This window comes from Actibacterium mucosum KCTC 23349, from assembly GCF_000647975.1.
Taxonomy (GTDB): Bacteria; Pseudomonadota; Alphaproteobacteria; order Rhodobacterales; family Rhodobacteraceae; genus Actibacterium; species Actibacterium mucosum.
Genome location: NZ_JFKE01000002.1, coordinates 66,364 through 91,951, shown reverse-complemented (window position 1 = coordinate 91,951; position 25,588 = coordinate 66,364). Strand labels below are relative to the sequence as shown.

Here is a 25,588-nt window from a genome sequence, read left to right as displayed (position 1 = left end):
GTCAAATTGGAAATAATTCCAATTTTAACATGATACCCGAGTAACATGTCGGGGCCGCAGCAGGGCAAATGATCGAGTTCAACCAGGTCAGCAAGTCATTCTGGACGGGAAAGCAGCGCAAGGTAATCCTTGATCGCGCCTCTTTCCGGGTGGAGCTTGGCAATTCGCTGGGCATCCTTGCGCCGAATGGCACGGGCAAAACCACGCTGATCAACATGATGGCCGGGCTGGAAAAACCGGACGAAGGCACGATCACCCGCGGCTGCAAGATCTCGTTCCCACTGGGCTTTATGGGCGGTGTGGTGGCCAAGCATACGGGCACCGAAAACGCCCGCTATATCGCGCGGCTTTATGGGTTGGACCCGGATTATGTCGAGGCGTTCTCGCGCTGGATGTGCGGGTTGGAAGAATATTTTGACATGCCGTTGGGCACCTACAGCGCAGGTATGAAGGCGCGATTCAATTTCTCGCTTATGCTGGCGCTGGACTTTGACATATACCTAATCGATGAGGGCATGCCCTCGACCACGGATGTAGAATTCAACCGCAAGGCAGGCGCGATCCTGCGTGAACGGTTGGAAAAAGCCACTGTCGTGATCGTCTCTCACCAGGCGCAGACGCTGGAGAAGTTCTGTAAATCGGCCGCTGTTCTGAAAGACGGGCGGTTCCATATGTTTGACACGTTGCAAGAGGCCAAGAGGCTGTATGACTACGAAACCCAAAGCTAAAAAGTTTCGCATCCGCCGCAGCAGCCCTGTTGCCGCTGCCGCCCGTCCGGCGGTGGGCGCAACAACGCAACCGCAGCAGCCGGCAGAGACGCCACAACCGACGCAAACAACCCCGCAGCAGGCCCGCCCAGCACAGCCACAGCCGCAACCCGCGCCCCCTGCCCCGCAAACCGCAGATCCCGAGGCCGAGATTGCCGAAATCCGCAAGGAAGGTTTGACCGGGCGGCAATTGCGCATGGCGCGCCGCGTGGCGCAAAAACACGGATTGTCGCCAATTTCGGACTTTGACGCCGTGCGCCAGCTGCGCCAACGCGGCATCGACCCGTTTCAGCGGCTGAACATGCTGGAGCTTGTGGTGAACGAGCAAGGCAAGCCCGACGCCCCCACGGACAATGTGCAACTGCCACAGACCGTCGCAGCCCCCGCACAGAACCTGCCATCGACCCACGTTGCGCCCCCCTCCTCTGCCGCGGATCAGGTGCGCCAAATTCAGGTAGATATCGCGCGCAGGCGCCGCCGCAAAACCGCGCTGATGTTTGCACGATTGCTGGTTTTTGTCTGCCTGCCGTCGGTTTTGACCAGCTACTATTACTATAACATCGCCACGCCGATGTACGCGACGCATTCTGAAATGATCATTCAGACAAACGAAACCGCCGGAGCCGGGGGATTGGGAAACCTGTTTGGAGGCAGTGGGCTGGCAACAAGTCAGGATTCGATTTTGGTTCAGGGTTACTTGCAGTCGCGCGACGCGATGCAAAGACTGGATGCCGATCTGGGCTTCAAAGCACATTTCAGCCAGCCGCAAATTGACTCGTTGCAACGGCTGGAGGAAGGCGCTTCGAACGAGGCCGCCTATCGGGTCTACAAGAAGAAGGTCAAAATCGGCTATGACCCAACCGAAGGCGTGCTGAAGATGGAGGTTATCGCGGCCGATCCAGACATCTCGGCTGCCTTTTCAGACGCTCTGATTTCATACGCCGAGCAACGCGTCGACAGCCAGACCCAGCGCTTGCGCGAGGATCAGATGGCCGGCGCCCTTCAAAGTTTCAACGACGCGGATGCGCGGGTTCAGGAAGCCCAGGCGCGTGTATTGAGCCTGCAAGAACGGATGGGGGTGTTTGACCCGACAACCGAGGTTAGCGCCTTGATGGGGCAAATCAGCACGTTCGAGTTACAACTGCGCGAAAAACGCCTTCAACTGCAGCAATTGCTGGACAACGCACGGCCCAACCAGGCGCGTGTGAACGGCGTCGAAGGCGACATTGCACGCCTTGAAACGTTGATTGAGGAATTGCGGAGCTCGCTGACGCAAAGCTCGCAGGGGACTGACTCTCTGGCTCGGGTTGCTGCAGAATTGCGGATTGCAGAGGCCGATCTGGCCAATCGACAACTGATGCAGCAAGCGGCAACGCAACAGATGGAAACAGCCCGGATTGAAGCCAACCGCCAGTCGCGCTATCTGTCGCGCGGCGTGGATCCCGTGGCCCCGGACGAGGCCACCTATCCACGCGCCTTTGAAAACACGCTTATGGCTTTCTTGATCTTCGGCGGTATCTTCCTGATGATCTCGATGACGGCCTCCATCCTCAGAGAACAGGTATCGGCATAAATGAAATCGGTAGAGATTGGGGCGCTGACCGTTGGCAACGACAAGCCGCTGACGGTGATCGCGGGCCCCTGCCAGCTGGAATCGCTTGACCATGCGCTGATGATCGGCGCCCGGATGAAAGAGGCCTGCGCGGCTGTGGGCGCGCAATATGTGTTCAAAGCGTCCTATGACAAGGCCAACCGCACGTCGCTGTCGGGCAAGCGCGGGTTGGGGATAGAGGCGGGCCTGGACACGCTGGCAGAGATCCGCACGCGCCTGGACGTGCCGGTGCTGACCGACGTGCACGCGCCCGACCAATGCGCCGTTGCAGCGCAGGCCGTGGACATTCTGCAAATCCCCGCCTTCCTGTGCCGCCAGACCGATCTGTTGCTGGCCGCGGGGGAAAGCGGCGCGGCGGTGAACGTGAAAAAGGGTCAGTTCCTGGCGCCCTGGGACATGGTCAACGTGGTGGACAAGGTGGAAAGCACCGGCAACGAACGGATCCTGCTGACCGAACGCGGCGTGTCTTTCGGCTATAATGCCCTGGTGGCGGATATGCGGTCGCTGCCCGAGATGGCCAAGACCGGCTATCCTGTGGTTATGGACGCCACCCATGCGGTGGCCAGCCCCGGCGGATTGGGCGGCAGCTCGGGCGGCCAGCGCGAATTTGCACCTGTTCTGGCCCGCGCGGCGGTGGCTCTGGGGATCGGCGCTGTTTTCCTCGAAACCCACGAAGACCCGGACAACGCCCCATCCGACGGCCCCAACATGATCCGGCTGGACGATATGCCTACGGTTCTGGCCACGCTGATGGCGCTGGACAAGGTCGCCAAAGCAGCCCCGATACGCCTGTAAACGGCCTGCGGAAAAAACTGCACCTTAGGGCGGATTTTTTCGCCCAAGGCTCTTGCAGCGTGCGTCAGTCCGGCGTAGATAACCGCCCACCGTTGGGGTGTAGCCAAGTGGTAAGGCAGCGGTTTTTGGTACCGTGTATCGTAGGTTCGAATCCTACCACCCCAGCCACGCACTTCCTTATTTTCAGCTGACGAGAGACTGCCCGGGTATTATGGCGTGGTTTCCGAGGCTTGCCATACCGGATTTCCGACAGAGACGCGAACGTGAGTTCATATCCGGCCAATTTCAAGCCGTAGTCTCTGTTTGGAATTCCCAGGGTACGAGTTTGCAATACTTGGATCTGACCGGTGCTACTCGTTCCAAGCCGGAGTCAGCGACCAGAGACTGGTTAGCAAGACCGTGTGCCTTAGGTTAAACATGCGCTGCCGGGCAGCGGATGGATGGCAAGCCCCAAGGGGCACGTATGGTTTTGCACGACACAGGGTCGGGCATTTGCCGGTTCTTGCACGTTGTCATTATCGACACCGATCCAAGGCGGATTAGGCGGGTCCCGAACCAACGCAGCGCTTGCAATCCTGATGTATCTGGAACAGGTTACCCGACGATCCAACAGGTTTTGTTCGAGTCTCATCCGTGAAACCCAAACACATAATTGCGGCACTTGCTTTGGTCGGCGTTTTGGCGGCTGCGGTTGCTGTTGTCTGGCCCCGGGCTGCGCAGATTTCGCAGACCGACGCCTATTCCGCCCCGGGCCTCGATCCGCTCACGATCCGGGATGCGCAGGCAGAGTTTTGGAGGCTAACGCCTGCGCTATTGCTGGTGGTGTACGAGGCCTTTGGCGAGACGCAGGAAAACGCGATCTATGACACTTTGGCGAGCGTGACGCATGGCGACGCGTTGGAATACCTCTATCTGGAGCGCGTGGGTGCCATGAAAGGGGGCGGCTTGGAAGAGGCCGATCAAACAATCCACGAGATCAAGCTTCTGAACACACAGGTTGCGCATGAGAACAGCGCACTGATTATCGATGCTTCGTGGCAGGTCATCGGCACCGTGGGCCATTCCGAGCATTTGCATGTGCGGGGAAACACCTACAGCGCCGACCTGACGGTTTCCCCTGTTGAGGGGGCTTGGCGGATCACCGATTTCGAATTGCTTGACGTCAACAGAGACACCGCCGGAGAGACCTTTCCAGCGCCGCAGACAAACTGATGGTTCGGGTTGAAAACCTCACATTTGGTTACGGGGCCGGCGGGTTCCGGTTGCGCGTTCCGGAATTTGTCCTTGATGATGCCGACCGAGTGGCCGTGGTTGGCCCCAGCGGAAGTGGCAAGACAACACTTCTCAACCTTATCGCTGGCATCCTGACGCCCGAAGAAGGTCGTATAGAGGTTGCACAGACCGAGATCTCGGGCCTGGCTGATGCCGAACGCCGCCGTTTTCGGGCCAGCAACATCGGCTTCGTCTTTCAGGATTTTGCGCTGCTTGACTACCTTTCGGCCCGGCAGAACATCTATTACCCGTTTCGGATCACCCCGGCCCTGACCCTCGATGCAGAGGCGCGGGACCGGGCGGAGCGGCTTGCGGTGGCCTGTGGCATCGGCGACAAGCTGGACCGGCATCCTTCGGCGCTTAGCCAGGGTGAACAACAACGCGTTGCGATCTGCCGCGCATTGGTGACCCGGCCCAAACTGATCCTGTCGGACGAGGCAACGGGGAACCTGGATCCGGACAGCAAGGCGCGCATTCTTGATCTGCTGTTCGAACAGGCGGCCGAGGCGGGTGCAGCGGTTCTGGCCGTGACCCATGATCACGAGTTGCTGCCACGATTTGAACGCGTGCTGGACTTCGCGCAGTTTCGCGAGGGGGCGGCGGTATGAGCGCGCTTTTTCTTGCCTTCGCCTACCTGCGGTATCACTGGGCGCGCAGCCTGGTTTTGGTACTGGTGGCGGCGCTGATCCTGTTTGTCCCTGTCGCCACGCAAACCTTGCTGTCGACCAGCGAGCGCGCGCTTGTTGCCCGCGGAGAGGCCACGCCGCTTCTCTTGGGCAGCCGCGGCTCGCAGCTCGATCTGACAATGGCGGCCCTCTATTTCTCGGATGAACGCCCTGACCCCGTGGCGATGCGCGAGGTTGAGGCCGTGTGGGACAGCGGCCTTGGGGTTCCCATTCCGGTTTACACCGCGTTCTCGTCTACCGGTTTTCGGATCGTAGGCACAACGCTGGACTATTTCGACTTTCGCGGCCTCTCTCCGGCAAGCGGTCGCGGATTGTCGATGTTGGGCGATGCGGTGATCGGGGCACAGGTTGCGGAAAGCCTGGGCAAAGGTGTCGGCGACACGCTTGTCTCTGCCCCCGAAAACCTTTTTGACCTCGACGGTGTCTATCCCCTTGAGATGCCGATTGTAGGCGTTCTTGCACCAACAAACACACCAGACGATCAAGCGATTTTCGTGGACATCAAGACGGCTTGGGTCATTCAGGGCATTGGGCATGGACACGAAGACGTTGTCACCGCCGCAGACGTGGCCGCCGGGACGGCCGCATTGGCCAATGCTGCCGTTGTTCAGTACCAGCGGATCACCGAGGACAATATCGAAAGCTTTCACTTCCACGGCAGCCAGGACGACTTCCCGGCTTCGGCGGTCATCGTCGTGCCGAACGACACCCGGTCCAGTACAATCCTGAAAGGCCGATACCTTGATACGGAAGGTCCGACACAATTGATCGAACCCGCAGGCGTCATTCAAGGACTGGTTGACCGCATTTTCCGCATCAAGTCGCTACTGGACGTTGTGACAGCCATCATCGCCATTGCGGCCGTTGCCGCCGTTGGACTGGCGGTGTTTCTCAGCTATCGCCTGCGCGCGCGGGAAATCGCAACTGCCGTGAAACTGGGTGCTCAAAAGGGTATGGTTCTACGTCTATTGGCAGCTGAAACCGTCATGCTATTGTTCGTTGCAGGATGTATTGCAACCATTGGCGCGGTCATCGTGTCGCGCAACGCTGAGGCTTGGGTGGGCTGGCTGCTGGCCCTTGGTAATTAATCGACAGGAGGTTCCATGAAACAACATTTTATCGCCGTATCGCTCGCAACTCTGATCGCCGCCACGCCTGCGGTGTCGCATTACGGCATGATCATCCCGAGCGATCCGATGATCAGCCAGGAAGATGGTCGTAGCGTCGCGCTGACCATGTCGTTTTCTCACCCGTTCGAGGTGGATGGAATGATGCTGGAAACGCCGGTTTCCTTCTCGGTTACCCATGAAGGCACAACAACCGATCTGCTAGGAAGCCTGCAAAGTGCCACCGTGATGGACGAGCAAGGTTATACGCTCGACTACCGGCTAGAGCGTCCGGGCACCTATATCTTTGCGATGGAACCGCAACCCTATTGGGAGCCGGCCGAAGATGCGTTCATCATCCATTACACGAAAACCTATGTAACGGCCTATGGTGATGACGAAGGTTGGGACACCGAACTGGGCCTGAAGACCGAGATCGTGCCGCTGTCCAAACCCTTTGGCCTTTGGGAGCACAATGTATTCCAGGGCATCGTCAAGTTGGACGGCGCAGCTGTGCCATATGCTGAGGTCGAGGTTGAGTTCCTTAATGACCGTGCCGGTGCAACCGCACCCGACGAACTGATGATCACCCAGACGGTCAAGGCGGACGCCAATGGCGTGTTCACTTATGCGCCGCCGTCGGATGGCTGGTGGGGCTTTGCGGCGCTCAACACCGCCGATTACACCCTGACCGAGGAAGGTTCGGGCGAAGAAAAGGCTGTCGAGCTGGGCGCGGTGATCTGGGTTCACTTCGAAGAATGGACGGGTCAGTGATCCGGGCGCTCGCTCTTTCATGCCTGGCGGTCGCCGTTCCATTCGGAGCGGCGGCGCATCAACTTGTGGTCTTTGCTTCGGTTGAATGCGCGGCGGTGACGGTTGAGGCCAAGTTCTCTAACGGACGCGTCACCCAGCAGGGCGATGTACGTGTCCTGGACGGCGAAAACAACCTTCTCACCACGTTGCAGCTTGGTCGCGACGGCACCGCAACGGTCCCGCTCGACAGCGTGGACCATTCCGGCGGGCTGGTGATCGAGGTGGATACTGGCAGCCATGACAACTATTGGATCGTGACGCCCGAGGATATCGCCCGAAAATGCGGAAGCTGACGATGACGCATGTTTTGAAGAGGGTTTTCGCGGCCTTGGCGGTTGTGCTTTCAGCCAATGCGGCGCTTGCAGAGGACCGCCCAAGAGTGGTTGCTGTTAATCAAGCGCTGCAATATTTAGCCGAGCGTCTTCTGGACGGCGCGGCCGATGTTGTCTTTCCTGTGCCCGAAGGGGTCGACCCGTCCTTTTGGCGCCCTTCGATTGCCGACATAAGCATGGTCCAGTCCGCCGACCTGATACTTCTGAATGGCGCGGGTTTTGCCACATGGATCGACCGTGTATCGCTGCCGCGTTCGCGCGTTGTGAACACATCGAAAGCGATCGAAGGCCAATTCATTGTCACCCAGAGCATCACGCACAGCCATGGGGATGGGGGCGAACATTCGCATGAGGGCGTGGCTTCGTACATTTGGCTCGATCCGACGCTTGCAATTGCGCAGGCAGAGGCCATCGCATCCGCCATCACTACCCGCGATCTCGCCGGGGATGGGGACGTGCAAGCCAGACTGGACGACCTGACGTCAGACATGATGGCATTGGATGCCACCGCACAAGATGCATTGAGCAGTCTGCAGGGCGTCGAAATGATCGCCACTCATCCAAGGTATCAGTATTTCGCGCGCAGGTACGGCCTGTCGGTCACCTCGCTCGAGTGGGAGGCAGGTGCCATGCCAACCGAAGATCAGCGCGCAGAGCTTGAACGCCTTGGGGACGAGCTGAATGCCCGCATTCTGATCTGGGAGGCACAGCCGCCGCGCGCCGCTGTGGAGGCTGCAAATGAACTTGGGTTCCAGAGCGTGGTGTTCGAACCTTGGGCCGGCCATGCTACGCACAACACGTTTTTTGAAGCCTTCAGCTACGCCGTATCAGCCCTGGCCAAAGCAGCCAAACAAGCCTCGAATTGAACATCGGTTGATTTGAGGCTCGGGCAAACCCCAGAGCATGCACCTGTCCTGGGCTATTGCAAATAAGATCGTTAAAAGTTGCGGATTCTTCAGGGTGGGCACACGTCGTGTGTAAATGGCGCTGCATCGAGAATCTGCAATGCAATCGCAGCTTGTAATCCTGAACAGAATAACTTTTTGCAGCCGCTTGCAACTTACTGGCCCGCACAAATGTATGCAATTGTACACCGTTAGCGCCCAACAACAAAACCACCGCTCGGGCTAACGCGACGGAAACATTCAATGAATCCGGTTCAGTGAATTTTTTTACAGAATTTCCGCCTATACCTGCTCAGATTTTTACAAGATTTTCCTTGAAAGTCATTGAGATGCTTAAATCTGCATCAATACGTGTAATTTTCGCCTCATGCGATGGAGGCCCGAGTTTTTCGGGGCACAACCTGCCTGGCTGGAGGAGGAAAATTCTTATGACCCAAGACGTGCAGACCGCAAGCGCCGTGAGTCCCAAACCGCATGTTGGCCCGGACGACTATCCAAAGATGTACGAAGCCTCGGTGAGCGACCCTGACGGGTTCTGGGGCGAACACGGCAAGCGCATCGACTGGATCAAGCCGTATACCAAGGTCAAAAACACCTCGTTCACACCCGGCAATATCGACATTCGCTGGTTCGAGGATGGCACGCTGAACGTTTCCGCCAATTGCGTCGACCGCCATCTTGAGACGCGCGGCGATCAAACCGCGATCATCTGGGAGCCAGACAACCCCGCCGACCCTGCCCTGCACATCACCTATCGTGATCTTCATGCCTCGGTCTGCAAGATGGCCAACGTGCTGAAAGATCTTGGTATCGAAAAGGGTGATCGCGTCATCATCTACCTGCCCATGATCCCCGAGGCCGCCTATGCCATGCTGGCCTGCGCCCGGATCGGGGCCATTCATTCCATCGTTTTTGCCGGTTTCTCCCCGGACGCTCTTGGGGCGCGGATCAACGGTTGTGACGCCAAACTGGTGATCACCGCCGACTACGCGCCCCGGGGCGGACGAGAAACGCCGCTCAAATCCAACACCGACACGGCGCTGTTGCACTGTAAGGACAGCGTGAACTGCCTTGTGGTGAAACGCACCGGCGGGCAAACCACCTGGACCGACCGGGACCACGATTGCAATGCGCTGATGGCCGAGGCCGCGCCGGAATGCCCGGTGCAAGTGATGAATGCCGAAGACCCCCTGTTCATCCTCTACACGTCGGGATCCACCGGTCAGCCCAAGGGCGTGGTGCACTGCACCGGTGGTTATCTTGTCTATGCGTCGATGACCCATGAGATCGTCTTTGACTATCATGAAGGCGACATTTTCTGGTGTACCGCCGATGTGGGCTGGGTCACCGGGCACAGCTATATCGTCTATGGCCCGCTGGCCAATGGTGCGACGACCATCATGTTTGAGGGCGTGCCAACCTTCCCCGATGCCGGCCGGTTCTGGGAGGTGTGCGCCAAACACAAGGTTAACCAGTTTTACACCGCCCCCACCGCCATTCGTGCGCTGATGGGCGCCGGCAGCGAGTGGGTTGAAAAGCACGATCTTTCCGACTTGCGCATCCTTGGCTCCGTGGGCGAGCCCATCAACCCCGAGGCCTGGAACTGGTACAACGACGTGGTCGGCAAGGGCAAATGCCCGATTGTAGATACGTTCTGGCAGACGGAAACCGGCGGGCACATGCTGACCCCGCTGCCGGGGGCGTCGAAGCTGAAGCCGGGCGCGGCGCAGCAGCCGTTCTTTGGCGTGCAGCCGGTGGTTTTGGAACCCACATCGGGTGACATCATCGAAGGCAACGGCGTCGAGGGCGTGCTGTGCATCAGGGACAGCTGGCCGGGGCAGATGCGCACGGTCTGGGGCGATCACGAGCGGTTCGAAAAGACCTATTTCAGCGACTACAAGGGCTATTACTTTTCGGGCGATGGCTGCCGCCGCGACGAAGATGGCGACTATTGGATCACCGGCCGCGTTGACGATGTGATCAACGTTTCCGGCCACCGGATGGGCACGGCCGAGGTGGAAAGCGCGCTGGTGGCGCATGCCAAAGTGGCCGAGGCTGCCGTGGTGGGGTACCCGCACGAGGTCAAGGGCCAGGGCATCTATGCCTATGTGACGCTGATGCAAGGCGAAGAGCCCTCCGACGATCTGCGCAAAGAGCTGGAAAAATGGGTCCGAACCGAGATCGGCCCCATTGCCAAACCCGACCTGATCCAATGGGCGCCGGGCCTGCCGAAAACCCGTTCGGGCAAGATCATGCGCCGCATTCTGCGCAAGATCGCCGAGGATGATTTTGGCGCGCTGGGGGATACGTCGACCCTTGCCGACCCGTCGGTGGTCGATGACCTGATTGCCAACCGAATGAACCGGAGCTGAGCCATGCGTGACTACTCTAACGTTCCGGTCCTGATCCTGCTGGGCCCTCCGGGGGCTGGCAAAGGCACGCAGGCCAAGATCCTCGAGGATCATTTCGGCCTTGTTCAACTGTCCACGGGCGACCTGCTGCGCGCCGCCGTTGCGGCGGGCACCGGCCCGGGGTTGGCGGCCAAAACCGTCATGGAGGCCGGTGGTCTGGTCAGTGACGAGTTGGTTGTGGACATCCTGAAGGACCGTCTGAACGACCCCGATTGCGCCGCCGGTGTGATCCTGGACGGGTTCCCCCGCACCATACCGCAGGCCGAGGCCCTGGCCGAGCTGCTGAACGACCTGGGCACCCGCGTGCACGCGGCCATCAGCCTTGAGGTTGAGGACGAAGCGATGGTGGTGCGTATCTCGGGCCGCTACACGTGCGACAATTGCGGCGAAGGCTATCACGAGGTTTTCAAACGCCCGGTCAAAGACGGCGTCTGCGACAAATGTGGCAGCGAACATTTCCGCAAACGCGCGGACGATAACGAGGCAACCGTCCGGCGTCGCTTGGAGGCGTATCACCGCGAAACAGCGCCGCTTATTGCATTTTACGAGGGTTCTGGGACACTTCAGGCTCTGGATGCAATGGAGGAGATTGACGTGATTACCCGGGCTTTGCGCGACATAGTTGGGCCCATCGTCAAGGAAACCCGCGGCGTTTTCGCCGAGGGAAGTGCATCTCAATACTAAAAAATGGAGGAGTAACAATGAGTGAGAACGACGAAAGCAACGCATATTGGTCCGCCAATGTGCGTCTTATTCAAATCAGCCTCATTGTATGGGCGCTGGTCTCGTTCGGGTTCGGGATCATCCTGCGCCCCATGTTGTCGGGCATTTCCGTCGGTGGCGCCGATCTTGGCTTTTGGTTCGCCCAGCAAGGCTCGATCCTGGTCTTTCTGGTGCTGATCTTTTTCTACGCCTGGCGGATGAACAAGCTGGACGTCGAACACGGCGTGGAAGAGGAATAATCAGATGGATCAGTTTACGCTCAACCTGCTGTTTGTGGGCGCGTCCTTTGCGCTTTACATCGGCATCGCGATTTGGGCCCGCGCCGGGTCTACGTCTGAATTTTATGCCGCGGGTCGCGGTGTGCACCCGGTCACCAACGGGATGGCAACGGCGGCTGACTGGATGTCGGCGGCCTCGTTCATTTCGATGGCTGGCCTGATCGCCTTTACCGGCTATGACAACTCGTCCTTCCTGATGGGCTGGACCGGTGGTTACGTGCTGCTGGCGCTGCTGCTGGCCCCTTACCTGCGTAAGTTCGGCAAGTTCACGGTGTCCGAGTTCATCGGCGACCGGTTCTACAGCCCCACCGCGCGCCTTGTGGCCGTGATCTGCCTGCTGGTGGCTTCGATCACCTACGTGATCGGGCAGATGCAGGGCGTTGGCATTGCCTTTGGTCGTTTTCTTGAGATCGACGCGTTCTGGGGTCTGCTGATCGGGGCCTGTGTGGTGTTTGCCTATGCCGTGTTTGGCGGCATGAAAGGTGTGACCTATACGCAGGTGGCGCAGTATTGCGTTCTGATCACCGCCTATACCATTCCGGCGGTCTTCATCTCGCTGCAACTGACGGGCACGCCGATCCCGGCACTGGGTCTGTTTGGCGAGCATACCGCATCGGGCGAGCCTCTGCTGGCCAAGCTGGATGCGATCGTGACCGATCTGGGCTTCAAAGAGTACACTGCCGCGCATGGGTCGACCATCAACATGGTGCTGTTCACCCTGTCGCTGATGATCGGGACCGCGGGTCTGCCGCACGTCATCATGCGCTTTTTCACCGTGCCCAAAGTGTCGGACGCCCGCTGGTCGGCCGGCTGGACGCTGGTGTTCATCGCGCTGCTGTACCTGACGGCCCCGGCTGTTGGCGCCATGGCGCGTCTGAACATCTCGGACCTGATGTGGCCCAATGGGACAGGCGGCGAAGCGGTTAGCGTTGAACAGATCGAAACCGATCCGGAATACGCGTGGATGGCCACGTGGCAGAAGACCGGTCTGCTGGACTGGGAAGACAAAAACGGCGACGGCAAGATCCAGTACTACAACGATGCCAATGCCGATCTGCAGGCCAAAGCTGCCGAGAAGGGTTGGCAGGGGAACGAACTGACCAAGTTCAACCGTGACATCCTTGTGCTGGCCAACCCCGAGATCGCATCCCTTCCGGGCTGGGTGATCGGTCTGGTCGCGGCGGGCGGTCTGGCGGCGGCGCTGTCAACGGCGGCGGGTCTGCTGCTTGCGATCTCGTCCGCGGTAAGCCACGACCTGTTGAAAGGTCAGCTGACGCCGAACATGTCCGAACGCAACGAGCTGTTGGCCGCGCGTATCTCGATGGCGGCAGCCATTGTGGTGGCCGTGTTGCTGGGGCTGAACCCACCGGGCTTTGCAGCCCAGACGGTGGCGCTGGCCTTTGGTTTGGCGGCGGCCTCGATCTTCCCGGCATTGATGATGGGCATCTTCTCGACCCGCATCAACAACTCGGGCGCGGTTGCCGGTATGCTGGCAGGTCTGGTTGTGACCTTGCTGTATATCTTCCTGCACAAAGGCTGGTTCTTCATCCCGGACACCAATTCGTTCACGGATGCCGACCCGCTGCTTGGCCCGGTCAAGTCCACCTCGTTTGGTGCCATTGGCGCTCTGGTGAACTTCATCGTCGCCTATGTGGTGTCGGGCATGACCAAAGAGACACCCGAGCACATCAAGGCGCTGGTTGCCAGTGTCCGCGTTCCGCGCGGTGCAGGCGCCGCTGTGGACGGCCACTAAGCCCCCTTTGGAAACCCGGCTGCACGGTCGGGTTTCCATGCTACAACTGATGGATCCGCCCTGCCCGCCCCAAAGTGGGCAGGGCACCAGATGAAAGCCATGTACCATGCCGCTTCCGGATCATCTGATCCAGTTCCTTGCCTCGGTCCATCCCTATGACCGCTTGCCGGAACCCGCTTTCACCGCCCTAGCGGAGCTGTGCGAGGCCGAGACATTTGCGACGCAAGACACGGTGTTTCAAATCGGCGACGACATCGCCAGCCTGTACATCGTTGCCGAGGGCGAGGTTGAAATCACCGACGAGGCGGGCATTCAGCTGTCCATTCTGGGCCCCCGGAACTCGTTTGGCGAACGCGCCCTTTTGCGGGGCCAATCGGCCCAGCGCGTGGCAACGGCGACCCGCGACAGCACGCTGATTGTCCTGCCCACCGCCACGTTCTTTGACCTGATCGACAAGCACACACCTGTGGCGCGCTTCTTTGATCGCCGGCGCCCGGCGCGTGCTGGCACCCCCGATATCGGCACCATGCGGGTGGAAACCCTGATGACGCGCGATCCGATCAGCTGCCCGCCTTCGGCCCCGATCCGCCAGGTGGCGCAACATATGGCCGACCGCAACATATCCTCGGTTTGCATTGGCGATACGGGCGATTTTCGCGGCATCGTCACGCTGCGCGACATGAACGCCAAGGTGATCCTAGGCGGTGTCGACCCGAACGCGCCGGTTTCCACCATCATGACCGCCGATCCCCTGACGCTGGGCGCAGATGCGCTGGTCACGGATGTTTTGCACATGATGGTTGAACGCAGCATCCGGCAGGTGCCGATCCTGGACAATGGCACGTTGACCGGCATTGTCACGCAAACCGATCTGACACGAGCGCAGGCGATTTCGTCGGCCGATATTGTCGGCCGCGCCGCCAAAGCCGCCGACGCCGCCGAGCTGTCACGCGCCACGGCCGAGATCCCCAAACTGTTGGTGCAACTGGTGGAATCCGGCATCCGTCACGAGGCCGTCACCCGGTTGATCACCGACATTGCCGACACCGTAACCCGCCGCCTGCTGACATTGGCCGAGGCACAGCTTGGCCCCGCCCCGGTGCCCTATCTTTGGCTGGCCTGCGGCAGCCAGGGGCGGCAGGAACAAACCGGCGTCTCGGATCAGGACAATTGCATGATCCTGTCCGACGATGTGACCGATGCGCAGATGCCGTACTTTGCCAAGCTGGCCAAGTTTGTCAGCGACGGTCTGGACCAATGCGGCTATTTCTACTGCCCCGGTGACATGATGGCGACGAACCCGCGCTGGTGTCAGCCCCTGCGCGAATGGCGCGCGTATTTCGAGGCATGGATTGCCAAGCCCAACCCCGAGGCGCAGATGCTGGCATCGGTCATGTTTGACCTGCGCCCCATCGGCGGCGACACGCGTTTGTTTGACACCCTGCATACGGACACCCTGAAAGCCGCGGCCGAGAACTCGATTTTCGCGGCGCACATGATCTCGAACTCGTTAAAGCACCATCCGCCGCTGGGCCTGTTGAGGGGCTTGGCGACAATCCGTTCGGGCACCCATCGCAACCATTTGGACCTGAAACATAACGGCGTTGTGCCCGTGGTGGATCTTGGGCGCATCTATGCGCTGCAGGGTCAGATACGCCCGGTCAACACCCATGCCCGGCTAGAGGCTGCCGTGGCCGAGGGGGTCTTGTCGTCCTCTGGCGGGGCGGACCTGATCGATGCCTACGACCTGATCGCAACCACACGTCTGGAGCACCAGGCCGCACAAATCAAAGCCGGCGACACGCCCGGCAACTATCTGAACCCGTCCGAACTTTCGGACTTTGAGCGCAGCCACCTGCGGGATGCATTTCTGGTCGTAAAGACCATGCAATCGGCGGTTGGTTCGGGCAAATCTGCATTGGGGTGACCGTATGTTCATAGAATTGATTGCCACCGTTTTTGCCGGGATCGCCTGCGCCGGTGTGGCCATGTTGCTGAACATCCTGACCGGCAAACGGCTGCCCAAATGGATCATGCCGGTTGCGGCGGGTCTGGGCATGATCGGGATGACCATCTCGAACGAGTATACCTGGTTTGAACGCACTGCCGAACAGCTGCCCGACGGGATCACCATCGCCTCAACAGTGGACGAACAAAGCTGGTTCCGACCCTGGACCCAATTGTGGCCCTATACCGAACGGTTCGTGGCGGTTGACGTGGCAACGGTGCGCAAGAACGCAAACCTGCCCGATCAGCGCCTGGCCGATCTCTACTTTTTTGGCCGCTGGTCGCCGGTGAACCAGGCCCCCGTCCTGCTGGATTGCGCCGGCGCCCGGTCGGCGCTGTTGATCGACGGGGCCAGTTTTTCGGATGACGGAACGGTATCCGACGCGGATTGGCAGGGAATGCCCGCCGATGACCCGATCCTGACGCTGGTATGTGAAACCTGACCATGTTTTCCAGTCTCAGCCTTCGGTTTCGGGTTTTCCTGTTCTTCGCCTTGCTGGCCATTGGCGGGGTGGGATTGGCGGCGGGATCGATGATCTTTGGCTGGATGCGCGCCGACCTGCCCCTGCCCCTTGGCCCTTTCGTGACGCCCCTGATCCTGTTTGCCTTCCTGAACACCGGACTGATCCTGGCCATCTGGCTGTTGTTTGACGAAAACGTCGCCAAGCCGATTGAACAGCTGTCGTCGAAACTGCGCCTTGGCGCACATTCCGGTGTCAAGGCGGATCTGGACACCAAAGAGGCCCGGTATCTAGGTGATCTGGCCCCTGCCGCGCAGGCCCTTGCCCGCACCGCCGACACATCGGTCACCGAGATGGCCACCCAGATCGCCGCAGAAACCCAGCGCCTGAAGGTCGAGACCGAACGCCTGACCGCGGTACTGACCGAGGCCCCTGTGGCCACGATCCTGCTCAGCAAAGCGCAGGAGATTGTGCTGTATGACAGGCAGGCCGCCGACATCCTGTCCGGTGTTGCCCAATTGCGCCTGCGAGCGCCCATCGCAGACTATTTCGACCCCGACGCCCTGCGTTCTGCCTTTCGGCAATTGCAGGGCGACATTGTCGAGGTTCCGGCATCCCTGCCCTCTGCCATCGGACAGCATGTGTTCGAAACGCGGATCAAGGCGCTGAGCAACGAAGGCTATATGATCTTTATCGATGCCGAGGCGCACCCGGTGGACCAAACGGCCTCGCGCCCGCTGGTGTTTGATTTCGCGTTGATGAACCGGGACGCGACCAAGGATATCCGCGACACCCCCCTGTCCGACTTCTGCTTCGTCGTGTTCGATACGGAAACCACCGGTCTGTCGATCGAGAAGGACTCGATTGTACAGATCGGGGCCGTGCGGGTTCTGAACGGGCGGGTGGTGGATGGCGAGGTCTTCGACAGCTACGTCAACCCGGGCCGCCCGATCCCGCCGGCATCGACCCAGATCCACCATGTGACCGACGCCCACGTGGCCGATGCGCCAGACATCGGCGCGGCCGGGCGCGCCTTTCACCATTTCGCCCGCGACGCGGTTCTGGTGGCCCATAACGCGCCGTTTGACATCGGCTTGCTGCGGGCCTCTGAAACGCAAATGGGGGTTGAATGGACGCACCCCGTGCTTGACACCGTCTTGTTGTCAGCGGCCGTTTTCGGCACAACCGAGGAACACTCGTTGGACGCGCTGTGCGACCGTCTGTCGATCACGATCCCGGCCGCGCATCGACATACGGCGATGGGGGACGCAATTGCCACGGCCGAGGCGTTGGTGAAGCTGCTGCCGTTGGTGCAGGCCAAAGGGCATAAAACTTTCGGCCAGTTGCTTCAGGAAACGCGTAAACATGGCCGCCTGTTGAAAGACCTGAACGGGTAATTTTCAGCGCTTCAAAAAACGGATTTCTGGGCCCGAACAGCCATTTCTCCGGAAAGCCTGGTCGAAAACCGTTTCCGGGATCAAACACCCCCATCCTTGAGCCTGCCTTTCTGGGCGGTGCATTTTTTTCACCGGACCGGCAGAAAATGAGCAGAAGTCAGCACCCCTTTGGCCTCGTAACCTTTCTTTAACTTCGCACAACTGACTGGGGGTCTCTCATGCACACGAAACTCAATCGCCGTTCTCTTCTTGCGTCATCTGCCGCTCTGGGTGCCGCAGCAATGTTGCCCGGTCGGACGCTTGCAGCCGACAATCTGACCGTGGGCTTCATCTATGTCGGTCCGAAGGACGATTTCGGCTACAACCAAGCGCATGCCGAGGGTGCGGCCGCGGTCAAGGCAATGGCTGGTGTGACCGTGATTGAAGAAGAAAACGTTCCCGAAACCGTAGATGTACAGAGCACGATGGAGTCGATGATCCAGTTTGATGGCGCATCGCTGCTCTTCCCCACGTCCTTTGGCTACTTTGATCCGCATATCCTTGAAGTTGCGCCTAAATACCCCGATGTGCGTTTCCAGCACGCAGCGGGTCTGTGGTCGGCCGACAAACATCCAATGACCGTAGGCAGCTACTTTGGGTATATCGGCATGGGTCAGTTCCTGAACGGGATCACGGCCGGTCACGCTACGAAAACCAAGAAAATTGGCTTCGTTGCGGCCAAGCCCATCCCGCAGGTTCTGCTAAATATTAATTCGTTCCTGTTGGGCGCCCGCCAGGTGGATCCAGAGATCACCTGCCAGGTTATCTTTACCGGTGAATGGTCGCTGGCCGTGAAAGAGGCCGAGGCGACAAACGCGCTGGCCGATCAGGGGTGTGACGTCATTACGTGCCACGTCGACGGGCCCAAAGTGGTTATGGAAACCGCCGCCGCGCGCGGTTCCTATGTCTGTGGCTACCACGCGAACCAATCGCCGCTGGCCCCTGAGATGTACCTGACCGGGGCAGAATGGAACTGGGCCGATGTTTACACCGGCATGGTAAAAACTGTCATGGAGGGCGGCACAATCGACAATTTTGTTCGCGGTGGCATCGCCGACGGGTTTGTCAAAATGAGCCCCCTTGGCCCCGCCGTGTCAGACGCGGCCCGTGCTCAGTTCGAGGCCACGAAGGCCGAGATCATGAAAGGTGGCTACTCCGTTATCAAAGGGCCGCTGAAGGACAATTCTGGCAATGTGATTGCGGCAGAAGGGCAGGCCTTTGCCGAAGACGACATCGCGCTTGAAAGCATGGACTACCTCGTGGAAGGCGTCATCGGCTCGACCAGTTGATCGAATGAGCGACGTAACGGCCTCTCGCACGGTGTTTCCGGCGGCACTCTCTATCTGGGTGCCGCGGCTGGAGGCCGTCATCATTCCAATCGGAGCCCTGGTCGTGGGATTGGGGCTTTTTGCGGTGTTTCTTTTGTTTCTCGGCAGATCACCTGTCGACTTCTTTGCACTGGTCTATAAGGCGGGTTTCGGCACCGGGTTTTCCTGGAAGAACACCTTGTCGCGGGTCGCACCACTGCTTTTTGCCGGCTTATGTGTCGCCCTGCCCGCCCGGTTGGGCCTTGTGGTGATCGGGGGCGAGGGGGCGATTGCACTGGGTGGATTGGCCGCAGCGGTGATGGGTGTTTGGAGCGGCGCCCTGCCTGGCGCAATCGGCCTGATCCTGATGGCTGCCGCGGCTATGGTCATTGGCGGTGCATGGATCGGGGCCATTGGTTTCCTACGCATTAAACGCGGGGTGAACGAGACCATTGCATCGCTGCTGATGGCCTATATCGCGATTGCTCTGATGAACCATCTGGTCGAAGGCGCATTTCGTGACCCGGCCAGCCTGAACAAACCATCCACTGCGCCGTTGCCTGACAGCCTGCGCGTTGGCGACATGCCCATTGGAATAGAAGTGCATTGGGGGCTTGGTATTGGCGTTTTGTGCTGTTTCCTGTGTTGGATCCTGTTGGACCGCACCACCATCGGCTTTGCCGCGCGCGTGGCCGGGGGCAATATCCGGGCGGCACAGGTGCAATCTCTGCCGGTCGGTAAATTGGTGATCGGTTTCACTGCATTGGGTGGCTCCATGGCCGGGCTTGCCGGGTATTTCGAGGTAACGGCGACACATGGTGCGGCGAATGCATCACTGGTTGTGGGTTATGGTTACACCGGTATCCTTGTGGCTTTTCTGGCACGTCACAATCCCATCGCCATCATTCCGGTGGCGGTCTTGCTTGCAGGGTTCGAAGCTTCGTCAGGTCTGATTCAACGCCGGATGGATCTGCCGGATGCCACAATTTTGGTGATGCAAGGGATTGTCTTCGTTGTGCTGCTGCTCAGCGAGACGCTTTATGGCCGGCTCCGCATTTTCCGGCCTGACCTTTGGGGGGGCAAAGCATGACAGAAGATCTGGGCATCTGGGCAGTTCCGGTTGCCATGTTGGGTGGCGCTATTCGTGTTTCGACCCCGTTCCTCTTTGTCTCGCTGGGTGAATGCCTGACTGAACGTTCTGGCCGCATCAATCTGGGGCTCGAAGGCACGTTGGTCTTTGGCGCAATGGCGGGTTACGCGATCGCGTTCGAAAGTGGCTCGGCCTGGATCGGTGTGGTCGCTGCTGCACTGGCCGGTGCGGTATTTGGCCTGTTTCACGGCTGGCTCTGCAGGTTCAAAGGAGTGAACGACATCGCAATGGGCATCGCGCTGATGTTGCTTGGCTTGGGATTGGCTTTCTTCTTTGGCAAACCCTACATCCAGCCTGTTGCACCAGATCTGCCGGCCATTTCTTTCGGCTGGTGGTCGGAAATTCCACAAATCCGCGCGGCTCTTGAAGTGAACGCTCTGTTCATCGTCGGTATTCTGCTGGCCTTTGCCATGGCATGGATGTTCCGAAACGCTGCACTGGGCCTACGAATCCGTGTGGTCGGCGACAGCGCGGATGCGGCACGTGCCATAGGTCTGTCGCCGAACCGCGTTCGGCTTTGGTCCACTGCAGCGGGTGGTGCCTTTGCCGGCGTCGCTGGGGCTTATCTTTCGCTGTATTACCCGGGCAGCTGGAACGAAGGCCTTTCTTCCGGACAGGGCCTGATGGCCGTGGCTTTGGTGATATTTGCCCGATGGAACCCTGTTATGTGCCTGTTCGCGGCACTTTTGTTCGGCGCAGCCGGCGCATTGGGTCCGGCTCTGCAGACCGTCGGCTTCACCTCTGGATATTACCTTTTTTTCGCAGCCCCTTACGTGTTGACCTTGGTGCTGCTCATTTTCACCTCATCCCCCGGCAAAGCCATGGAAGGCGCACCGGGTGAACTGTCGATCACCAAGTAAGGAGAGTGTGTCATGAATGGCCTAGGCGGTTTGAACAAGTCAGAGCATGGCGTGGTTATCGGCATGGTGCAGTTGCAGTTGCCAGTTGTCGTGACCCCCGATGACTTGGCGAAGCAAACGCAGAAGATCGTGGATATGGTTGGCAAGGCGCGGCGCAACATGGGCACCATGGATCTGGTGGTCTTTCCCGAATACGCGCTGCATGGGTTGTCGATGGATACCAACCCCGACATTATGTGCAGCCTCGACGGACCCGAGGTTGCCGCCTTCAAGGCCGCCTGCGTCGAACACAGTATCTGGGGTTGCTTTTCGATCATGGAACTGAACCCCGGCGGCATGCCCTATAACTCGGGTCTTATCATCGACGATCAGGGTGAAATACGGCTCTACTACCGCAAAATGCACCCCTGGGTGCCTGTTGAGCCGTGGGAGCCCGGCGACCAGGGAATCCCGGTCTGCGACGGGCCGAACGGCTCAAAAATTGCGCTGATTATCTGCCATGACGGCATGTTCCCCGAAATGGCGCGCGAATGCGCCTATAAGGGCGCCGAGATCATGATCCGCACCGCCGGCTATACCGCCCCGATCCGCGACAGCTGGAAATTCACCAACCAGTCCAACGCCTTCTGCAATCTCATGGCCACGGCCAATGTCTGCATGTGCGGCAGCGACGGCACCTTTGACAGCATGGGCGAGGGCATGATCGTCAATTTCGATGGCCAGATCATCGCCCATGGCACCTCGGGCCGCGCAGATGAGATCATCACCGCCGAACTGCGCCCCGACCTGATCCGCGAGGCGCGCCTGAACTGGGGGGTTGAAAACAACATCTACCAGTTCGGCCATCGCGGCTATGTGGCGGTGAAAGGCGGCGCGCAGGACTGCCCCTATACCTACATGACCGATCTGGCCGCCGGGCAGTACCGGCTGCCTTGGGAGGACGCGGTCAAGACCACCGACGGCACCGGCTTCGGCTTTCCCGAACCCACGCGCCTTTTTGGTGAAACCGCCAAGGAGGCCGCGGAATGACCACCATCGAAAGCCATCCCTATAAATGGCCCTATAACGGCGACCTGCGCCCGGAAAACACCGCGCTGATCATCATCGACATGCAGACCGATTTCTGCGGCAAAGGTGGCTATGTGGATGCGATGGGGTACGACCTGTCGCTGACCCGCGCGCCGATTGCGCCGATCAAGGCGGTGCTGACGGCGATGCGCGCCAAGGGCTATCACATCCTGCACACCCGCGAGGGCCACCGCCCCGACCTTTCCGACTTGCCGGCCAACAAACGCTGGCGCAGCCAGCAGATCGGTGCGGGCATCGGCGATCCGGGCCCTTGTGGCAAGATCCTGATCCGCGGCGAGCCGGGATGGGACATTATCGACGAGCTCTATCCACTGCCCGGCGAAACGATCATCGACAAGCCGGGCAAGGGCAGTTTCTGCGCAACCGATCTGGAGATGATCTTGCGCACCCGCGGGATCGAGAACCTGATCATTTGCGGTATCACCACCGATGTCTGCGTCTCGACCACAATGCGCGAGGCCAACGACCGTGGATTCGAATGCGTGGTGCTGGAAGATTGCTGTGGGGCAACCGACCGCGGCAACCATGACGCGGCAATCAAGATGGTCACAATGCAAGGCGGTGTATTCGGCGCGGTTTCCGACAGCAACGCCCTGATTGCGGGGCTGGTATGATGCAGGCCATCGGGCTTGAAACCGTTGGCATGACTATGCGTTTCGGCGCGTTCACCGCTTTGGACAACGTGACTACGCGTATCAAACCCGGAACGGTTCACGCTTTGCTTGGAGAAAACGGTGCAGGTAAATCCACCTTGGTTAAATGCATCATGGGGTTTTACCACGCGACCGAAGGGGGCCTGTTGATCGACGGGCATGAGGCACGCGTGGCCGACCCAGTGGACGCGCAGCGGCTTGGGCTTGGTATGGTCTACCAGCACTTTACGCTGGTGCCTTCGCTGACGGGGGCCGAGAACCTCGTGATCAGCCGGGCGGATGCACCGCAGGTGATCAACTGGAACACTGAACGCGCGGCTTTAGACGCGTTCCTTGCTGACCTTCCTTTTCAACCGCCTCTGGACCGCCCGGTCAGTCGAATGTCGGCCGGCGAGAAACAGAAGCTTGAGATCGTAAAGCAACTGTATCTTGGCAGCCGTTTTCTTATCCTGGACGAACCAACTTCTGTTCTGACACCTGCCGAAGCAGACGAGGTGCTGAGCCATATCCGCGCATTGTGCGAGGGGGGACGGATCACCGTTCTGCTCATCACACACAAGTTCCGCGAAGTACGTAGCTTTGCCGACGATGTTACGGTCCTGCGGCGTGGCAAGATGGTGGGTTCAGGACGAGTGGCTGATCTGAGCGACAAACAAATGGCCGAAATGATGATGGGAGAAACTATCGCGCGGGCCGAGTTGGAAAGAACCGGCACCCCCGGTTCCGTGGTTCTGGCGATGAAAGACGCCCAAGCCCCCGCTTTGTCTGGCCCCAAAGGCATTGCCATCGACGATCTAACCGTTCAGGCCGGGCAGATCGTAGGTGTGGCCGGTATTTCTGGCAATGGTCAAACCGAATTGATGGAGATGCTGACAGGACAGCGCACCCTGACGGGCGGACAGATCGAGGTAAAGGGCCAACCCTTTGGTGCGACGCGAACCGAAGTTCACGATCTAAAGGTGCGCTACCTGCCCGAAGAACCATTAAAGAACGCGTCAGCCCCACGAATGAGCGTGGCAGAAAACCTTGCCCTGCGCGAGTTCGACCGAGGGCCGGACGGTTCGATCTTTTGGCAAAACCGTCGCAAGATGTTGCGAACTGCCCGTCGTCGGATTGACGACTTCGAAGTCAAGGCACCGTCGCCGCATGTACCGATTGCAACCTTGTCCGGCGGGAACGTACAGCGCACCGTACTGGCGCGCGAGTTTAGCGGCGATGTTGATTTGCTGATCGTTGCGAACCCGTGTTTCGGGTTGGACTTCAATGCTGTAGCCGCTGTGCGGGAAAGACTGATGCAAGCCCGAAATCGTGGCGTCGCCATTTTGTTGATCAGTGAAGATCTGGACGAGATCTTTGAGCTGGCTGACCGCATCGTCGTTATGAGTGAAGGGCACCTCGCCTTTGCAGCCGAGGCGGGGGCAACCCATGCGGGCGAGGTCGGCTCTTACATGGCGGGGCACGCGTGATGGACATTCTGGCAGAGCCTTTTCCTTTTCCATGCGAACGCGAGACACTTGGTCTGGTTGTGATCGATATGCAGCGCGACTTTGTCGAACCCGGCGGTTTTGGTGAAACGCTTGGCAATGATGTCTCTCGCCTTGGGGCAATCGTTCCCACGGTCGCGCAACTGATTAACGGCTTCAGGGCAGCTGGATTGGCCGTCATCCACACCCGTGAATGCCACAAACCCGATTTGTCAGACTTGCCAGACGCAAAACGCGACCGGGGTGCACCCAGCATCCGCATTGGAGATCCCGGCCCGATGGGGCGCATTCTGGTTGCTGGCGAACCCGGGGCAGAGATCATCCCTGAACTTGCCCCCCTGCCCGACGAATTGGTGCTGGACAAACCCGGTAAAGGCGCCTTCTGCCGCACAGAATTCGAAACGCATCTGCAAAAGATGGGCTTGAAACAGCTTGTCTTTGCCGGCGTTACAACCGAGGTCTGCGTGCAAACCACCATGCGCGAAGCAAATGACCGCGGCTATGATTGTTTGCTGGCGACAGATGCCACCGAAAGCTACTTTGCCGAGTTCAAAGCCGCCGCCATTCAGATGATCATTGCCCAAGGTGGCATTGTCGGCTGGGCCACCCCCACGGGTCGGATATTGGAGGCGCTGAATGCTTGAACCCAAGCTGCTGCGCGACATGCTGAACGGCGGATGGAAGACGCTGAATTTTGAACCGTTTCGTGACGGCATTACCATTGGTCGTCTTCTGGATGGCGCGCCCGCCATTGCTGTCCTGCGTTACGAACCGGGCGCCCAAGTGCCCATGCACGAACACATGGGCCCCGAGATGATCGTCGTGTTGGAAGGCTCTCAATCCGATGAGTTCGGCACTTACCGGAGGGGCGACGTGGTGATCAGCCCAGCAGGCAGCCGTCATTCTGTACACAGCGAAGATGGCTGCGTTGTATTGTTGAACTGGTCGCAGCCCGTTCGCTTCACAGAGTGATCAAACAAAATCGCGAGCCACCCCTACCACGTAATCGCGGGTGACAAGAGCCTGCAAATCCTCAATGCTCCCCCGCTCGGACCACGACGGCTGTTGCGGTAACACGAGGCACCGCATGTCGGCATTGCCGTCATGCACTTTGAGGGTCATATCAGACGGCAATTCCAGCCCAAACTCTGCCAAAACCATGCGCGGCGCGTACCGACCGGGCGCGATATGCCTTTGAGATGTACCATGACGGCGGCTGGCCCTGTATCAAACGGCGATAGCACGAACTCAGTGTACCGGTGATGCTGATTGTTCGAATTCTTGACCACGATGATCTGCGCTTCGACATTGCCGGTGTCGTCTTCGATCACAAGGCCGTCGCGGTCATGGGTCATGGCGCGCCTCCTGTTGTTCCAGCCAATGCTCATAGGCCTCAAGGATCAAACGCTCCTGCGCGGGATAGTCTTCAATTGGCCAAAGCTCAACCTGCCGAAAGCGCACGCGATACAGGTCAATCGCCAGACCGCCTGGGTCGCCTACGGCCAAGTTTTCGGGGTTCTGGTAACGGCCACAAGGACGCTGAACGAAGCCGAATTTCTCACACACTTAGTCTGGAAAACGCATATGTCCATTTTGCCAAACGCAAGAACGCGAACCCTGTCGCCGGGGGCTAAGCGGGTCATTGCGTGCCTTCCCAACGGGTGCGCGTTTTGGCAATGGAAGCGTCC

At 59.4% G+C, this 25,588-nt stretch carries 27 protein-coding genes and 1 tRNA gene; 25 read left to right on the top strand and 3 right to left on the bottom strand.

Annotated features, from left to right (window positions below; translation table 11 throughout):
- Window positions 1-68 precede the first annotated feature (68 nt).
- The 25 genes from ACMU_RS03725 (at window position 69) to ACMU_RS03605 (ending at window position 24,872) form a co-directional block, all read left to right on the top strand.
- Window positions 69-728 (top strand): ABC transporter ATP-binding protein, encoded by a 660-nt coding sequence (locus ACMU_RS03725; RefSeq protein ID WP_035256342.1) that lies wholly within the window; start codon window positions 69-71, stop codon window positions 726-728.
- Complete coding sequence (locus ACMU_RS03720; protein WP_035256340.1) at window positions 706-2,340, top strand: capsule biosynthesis protein; 1,635 nt, start codon at window positions 706-708, stop codon at window positions 2,338-2,340. Before ACMU_RS03725 ends, ACMU_RS03720 begins: the two co-directional genes overlap by 23 nt.
- Complete coding sequence (kdsA, locus tag ACMU_RS03715; protein WP_035256336.1) at window positions 2,341-3,174, top strand: 3-deoxy-8-phosphooctulonate synthase; 834 nt, start codon at window positions 2,341-2,343, stop codon at window positions 3,172-3,174. It begins immediately after the preceding gene.
- Window positions 3,175-3,267: 93 nt separating this feature from the next.
- Window positions 3,268-3,342 (top strand) — tRNA-Gln (locus ACMU_RS03710).
- Window positions 3,343-3,807: 465 nt separating this feature from the next.
- On the top strand, window positions 3,808-4,386 hold the full coding sequence (locus tag ACMU_RS03705; RefSeq protein WP_035256334.1) for a hypothetical protein: 579 nt from the start codon (window positions 3,808-3,810) through the stop codon (window positions 4,384-4,386).
- Window positions 4,386-5,054: an ABC transporter ATP-binding protein gene (locus tag ACMU_RS03700; protein WP_035256332.1), complete on the top strand. Its 669-nt coding sequence runs from the start codon at window positions 4,386-4,388 to the stop codon at window positions 5,052-5,054. Before ACMU_RS03705 ends, ACMU_RS03700 begins: the two co-directional genes overlap by 1 nt.
- Window positions 5,051-6,220, top strand: coding sequence for an ABC transporter permease (locus ACMU_RS03695; RefSeq protein ID WP_051587913.1), 1,170 nt, complete (start codon window positions 5,051-5,053; stop codon window positions 6,218-6,220). The genes ACMU_RS03700 and ACMU_RS03695 overlap by 4 nt, the downstream gene beginning before the upstream one ends.
- Window positions 6,221-6,235: 15 nt before the next feature.
- On the top strand, window positions 6,236-7,012 hold the full coding sequence (locus ACMU_RS03690; protein ID WP_035256331.1) for a DUF4198 domain-containing protein: 777 nt from the start codon (window positions 6,236-6,238) through the stop codon (window positions 7,010-7,012).
- Window positions 7,009-7,344 (top strand): hypothetical protein, encoded by a 336-nt coding sequence (locus ACMU_RS03685; protein ID WP_152544501.1) that lies wholly within the window; start codon window positions 7,009-7,011, stop codon window positions 7,342-7,344. Before ACMU_RS03690 ends, ACMU_RS03685 begins: the two co-directional genes overlap by 4 nt.
- Complete coding sequence (locus tag ACMU_RS03680) at window positions 7,332-8,249, top strand: metal ABC transporter substrate-binding protein (RefSeq protein ID WP_051587911.1); 918 nt, start codon at window positions 7,332-7,334, stop codon at window positions 8,247-8,249. The genes ACMU_RS03685 and ACMU_RS03680 overlap by 13 nt, the downstream gene beginning before the upstream one ends.
- 467 nt (window positions 8,250-8,716) lie before the next feature.
- Window positions 8,717-10,660 (top strand): acetate--CoA ligase, encoded by a 1,944-nt coding sequence (acs, locus tag ACMU_RS03675; protein WP_035256326.1) that lies wholly within the window; start codon window positions 8,717-8,719, stop codon window positions 10,658-10,660.
- 3 nt (window positions 10,661-10,663) lie between these two features.
- On the top strand, window positions 10,664-11,383 hold the full coding sequence (locus ACMU_RS03670) for an adenylate kinase (protein WP_051587908.1): 720 nt from the start codon (window positions 10,664-10,666) through the stop codon (window positions 11,381-11,383).
- A 17-nt stretch (window positions 11,384-11,400) separates the two neighbouring features.
- Complete coding sequence (locus ACMU_RS03665; RefSeq protein WP_035256325.1) at window positions 11,401-11,661, top strand: DUF4212 domain-containing protein; 261 nt, start codon at window positions 11,401-11,403, stop codon at window positions 11,659-11,661.
- Window positions 11,662-11,665: 4 nt separating this feature from the next.
- A complete protein-coding gene (locus ACMU_RS03660) occupies window positions 11,666-13,453 on the top strand; it encodes a sodium:solute symporter family protein (protein WP_035256322.1) in 1,788 nt (595 codons plus the stop codon).
- A gap of 106 nt (window positions 13,454-13,559) precedes the next feature.
- A complete protein-coding gene (locus tag ACMU_RS03655) occupies window positions 13,560-15,380 on the top strand; it encodes a DUF294 nucleotidyltransferase-like domain-containing protein (RefSeq protein ID WP_035256320.1) in 1,821 nt (606 codons plus the stop codon).
- A gap of 4 nt (window positions 15,381-15,384) precedes the next feature.
- Window positions 15,385-15,903 (top strand): hypothetical protein, encoded by a 519-nt coding sequence (locus ACMU_RS03650; protein WP_035256318.1) that lies wholly within the window; start codon window positions 15,385-15,387, stop codon window positions 15,901-15,903.
- A 2-nt stretch (window positions 15,904-15,905) separates the two neighbouring features.
- Window positions 15,906-17,318 carry a 3'-5' exonuclease gene (locus ACMU_RS03645; RefSeq protein ID WP_035256316.1) on the top strand — a complete coding sequence of 471 codons (1,413 nt, stop codon included), beginning with the start codon at window positions 15,906-15,908 and terminating at the stop codon, window positions 17,316-17,318.
- A gap of 218 nt (window positions 17,319-17,536) precedes the next feature.
- Window positions 17,537-18,646: a BMP family ABC transporter substrate-binding protein gene (locus ACMU_RS03640; protein ID WP_035256313.1), complete on the top strand. Its 1,110-nt coding sequence runs from the start codon at window positions 17,537-17,539 to the stop codon at window positions 18,644-18,646.
- Between the two features lie 4 nt (window positions 18,647-18,650).
- Window positions 18,651-19,754, top strand: a complete 1,104-nt coding sequence (locus ACMU_RS03635) for an ABC transporter permease (protein WP_035256312.1) — start codon at window positions 18,651-18,653, stop codon at window positions 19,752-19,754.
- Entirely contained in the window at window positions 19,751-20,674 is a 924-nt protein-coding gene (locus tag ACMU_RS03630) for an ABC transporter permease (protein WP_035256310.1), read from the top strand. Before ACMU_RS03635 ends, ACMU_RS03630 begins: the two co-directional genes overlap by 4 nt.
- Window positions 20,675-20,686: 12 nt before the next feature.
- Window positions 20,687-21,703 carry a formamidase gene (locus ACMU_RS03625; protein WP_035256308.1) on the top strand — a complete coding sequence of 339 codons (1,017 nt, stop codon included), beginning with the start codon at window positions 20,687-20,689 and terminating at the stop codon, window positions 21,701-21,703.
- Window positions 21,700-22,377, top strand: a complete 678-nt coding sequence (biuH, locus tag ACMU_RS03620) for a biuret amidohydrolase (RefSeq protein ID WP_035256306.1) — start codon at window positions 21,700-21,702, stop codon at window positions 22,375-22,377. Before ACMU_RS03625 ends, biuH begins: the two co-directional genes overlap by 4 nt.
- Window positions 22,378-22,406: 29 nt before the next feature.
- Complete coding sequence (locus ACMU_RS03615) at window positions 22,407-23,882, top strand: ABC transporter ATP-binding protein (protein WP_236626189.1); 1,476 nt, start codon at window positions 22,407-22,409, stop codon at window positions 23,880-23,882.
- Window positions 23,882-24,544: a cysteine hydrolase family protein gene (locus ACMU_RS03610; RefSeq protein WP_201769866.1), complete on the top strand. Its 663-nt coding sequence runs from the start codon at window positions 23,882-23,884 to the stop codon at window positions 24,542-24,544. Before ACMU_RS03615 ends, ACMU_RS03610 begins: the two co-directional genes overlap by 1 nt.
- Complete coding sequence (locus ACMU_RS03605) at window positions 24,537-24,872, top strand: cupin domain-containing protein (RefSeq protein ID WP_035256301.1); 336 nt, start codon at window positions 24,537-24,539, stop codon at window positions 24,870-24,872. Before ACMU_RS03610 ends, ACMU_RS03605 begins: the two co-directional genes overlap by 8 nt.
- Here ACMU_RS03605 and ACMU_RS19980 read toward each other — a convergent pair whose 3' ends face one another.
- Genes ACMU_RS19980 through ACMU_RS03595 form a run of 3 tightly spaced genes read right to left on the bottom strand, consistent with a single transcriptional unit; the run spans window position 24,873 to window position 25,466 of the window.
- Window positions 24,873-25,022: a nitrile hydratase subunit alpha gene (locus tag ACMU_RS19980; RefSeq protein ID WP_456151126.1), complete on the bottom strand. Its 150-nt coding sequence runs from the start codon at window positions 25,020-25,022 to the stop codon at window positions 24,873-24,875.
- Entirely contained in the window at window positions 25,019-25,255 is a 237-nt protein-coding gene (locus ACMU_RS19975; RefSeq protein WP_051587904.1) for a hypothetical protein, read from the bottom strand. Before ACMU_RS19975 ends, ACMU_RS19980 begins: the two co-directional genes overlap by 4 nt.
- Complete coding sequence (locus tag ACMU_RS03595) at window positions 25,245-25,466, bottom strand: SH3-like domain-containing protein (RefSeq protein ID WP_051587902.1); 222 nt, start codon at window positions 25,464-25,466, stop codon at window positions 25,245-25,247. The genes ACMU_RS19975 and ACMU_RS03595 overlap by 11 nt, the downstream gene beginning before the upstream one ends.
- Between the last annotated feature and the right edge of the window lie 122 nt (window positions 25,467-25,588).

Coding starts and splice junctions, on each gene's coding strand:
- ACMU_RS03725 (WP_035256342.1), top strand. CDS start 69: ATGATCGAGTTCAACCAGGTCAGCAAGTCATTCTGGACGGGAAAGCAG.
- ACMU_RS03720 (WP_035256340.1), top strand. CDS start 706: ATGACTACGAAACCCAAAGCTAAAAAGTTTCGCATCCGCCGCAGCAGC.
- kdsA (WP_035256336.1), top strand. CDS start 2,341: ATGAAATCGGTAGAGATTGGGGCGCTGACCGTTGGCAACGACAAGCCG.
- ACMU_RS03700 (WP_035256332.1), top strand. CDS start 4,386: ATGGTTCGGGTTGAAAACCTCACATTTGGTTACGGGGCCGGCGGGTTC.
- ACMU_RS03695 (WP_051587913.1), top strand. CDS start 5,051: ATGAGCGCGCTTTTTCTTGCCTTCGCCTACCTGCGGTATCACTGGGCG.
- ACMU_RS03690 (WP_035256331.1), top strand. CDS start 6,236: ATGAAACAACATTTTATCGCCGTATCGCTCGCAACTCTGATCGCCGCC.
- ACMU_RS03680 (WP_051587911.1), top strand. CDS start 7,332: ATGCGGAAGCTGACGATGACGCATGTTTTGAAGAGGGTTTTCGCGGCC.
- acs (WP_035256326.1), top strand. CDS start 8,717: ATGACCCAAGACGTGCAGACCGCAAGCGCCGTGAGTCCCAAACCGCAT.
- ACMU_RS03670 (WP_051587908.1), top strand. CDS start 10,664: ATGCGTGACTACTCTAACGTTCCGGTCCTGATCCTGCTGGGCCCTCCG.
- ACMU_RS03665 (WP_035256325.1), top strand. CDS start 11,401: ATGAGTGAGAACGACGAAAGCAACGCATATTGGTCCGCCAATGTGCGT.
- ACMU_RS03660 (WP_035256322.1), top strand. CDS start 11,666: ATGGATCAGTTTACGCTCAACCTGCTGTTTGTGGGCGCGTCCTTTGCG.
- ACMU_RS03655 (WP_035256320.1), top strand. CDS start 13,560: ATGCCGCTTCCGGATCATCTGATCCAGTTCCTTGCCTCGGTCCATCCC.
- ACMU_RS03650 (WP_035256318.1), top strand. CDS start 15,385: ATGTTCATAGAATTGATTGCCACCGTTTTTGCCGGGATCGCCTGCGCC.
- ACMU_RS03645 (WP_035256316.1), top strand. CDS start 15,906: ATGTTTTCCAGTCTCAGCCTTCGGTTTCGGGTTTTCCTGTTCTTCGCC.
- ACMU_RS03640 (WP_035256313.1), top strand. CDS start 17,537: ATGCACACGAAACTCAATCGCCGTTCTCTTCTTGCGTCATCTGCCGCT.
- ACMU_RS03635 (WP_035256312.1), top strand. CDS start 18,651: ATGAGCGACGTAACGGCCTCTCGCACGGTGTTTCCGGCGGCACTCTCT.
- ACMU_RS03630 (WP_035256310.1), top strand. CDS start 19,751: ATGACAGAAGATCTGGGCATCTGGGCAGTTCCGGTTGCCATGTTGGGT.
- ACMU_RS03625 (WP_035256308.1), top strand. CDS start 20,687: ATGAATGGCCTAGGCGGTTTGAACAAGTCAGAGCATGGCGTGGTTATC.
- biuH (WP_035256306.1), top strand. CDS start 21,700: ATGACCACCATCGAAAGCCATCCCTATAAATGGCCCTATAACGGCGAC.
- ACMU_RS03615 (WP_236626189.1), top strand. CDS start 22,407: ATGACTATGCGTTTCGGCGCGTTCACCGCTTTGGACAACGTGACTACG.
- ACMU_RS03610 (WP_201769866.1), top strand. CDS start 23,882: ATGGACATTCTGGCAGAGCCTTTTCCTTTTCCATGCGAACGCGAGACA.
- ACMU_RS03605 (WP_035256301.1), top strand. CDS start 24,537: ATGCTTGAACCCAAGCTGCTGCGCGACATGCTGAACGGCGGATGGAAG.
- ACMU_RS19980 (WP_456151126.1), bottom strand. CDS start 25,022: ATGACCCTCAAAGTGCATGACGGCAATGCCGACATGCGGTGCCTCGTG.
- ACMU_RS19975 (WP_051587904.1), bottom strand. CDS start 25,255: ATGACCCATGACCGCGACGGCCTTGTGATCGAAGACGACACCGGCAAT.